Below are 582 nucleotides of genomic sequence, written 5' to 3'. Positions count from 1 at the left end.
TCACACCCTCGGCGATCTTGCGCAACAGCGCGGCGCGGTCGCGGCCGGTGCTTTTTGACCAGCCCGGGAAGGCCGCGCTGGCGGCGCCGATGGCCTCAGTCACCGCGCCTGCATCACCCACGCTCACTTGGGCCAGGGTGGCCTCGGTGGCCGGGTTGATCACGTCCAGCACGTCATGGCCGGCACGCCACGCGCCATTGATAAACAGCCCATTCAATACCGCGCTCATACCGCCACCTCCTTCATCCAAAGCCCCTGGTCGATTTCAATCAGCGTCGGGCCCTGGCGATCAGTGGCGGCACGCAAGGCGCTGCGTAATTCCTCAACACCCTGGATACGCTGGGCAGCAGCGCCGAGGGCCTTGGCCACGCCGATAAAGTCCGGGGTGTAGATGTCCACGCCCACCGGTTCGATGGCGCGGTTGACCATGTATTTCTTGATCTCCTCATAGCCCTGGTTATTCCACAGCAGCACGATCACCGGCGTGCGCGCTTCCACGGCGCTGGCCAGTTCCGGCAGGGTGAATTGCAGGCCGCCGTCGCCGATCAGGCACACCACCGGCGCACCGTTGCCGCGCCCCAG

At 65.6% G+C, this 582-nt stretch carries 2 protein-coding genes; both read right to left on the bottom strand.

The genetic code is table 11. The features are described from left to right. Window positions 1-229 (bottom strand): aldehyde dehydrogenase family protein (locus tag HX846_RS35020; RefSeq protein WP_178967235.1); only part of this gene is annotated, 229 nt, incomplete at its 3' end. Next, the coding region (locus HX846_RS35015) for a thiamine pyrophosphate-dependent enzyme (RefSeq protein WP_256740313.1) at window positions 226-582 on the bottom strand (357 nt) is incomplete at its 5' end. The genes HX846_RS35020 and HX846_RS35015, both read right to left, overlap by 4 nt.

This window comes from Pseudomonas sp. K5002 (assembly GCF_013386655.1).
In the GTDB taxonomy this organism is placed as follows: Bacteria; Pseudomonadota; Gammaproteobacteria; order Pseudomonadales; family Pseudomonadaceae; genus Aquipseudomonas.
Note: the sequence above shows the minus strand (reverse complement) of the source record. Positions and strands in the feature narration are given on the sequence as shown.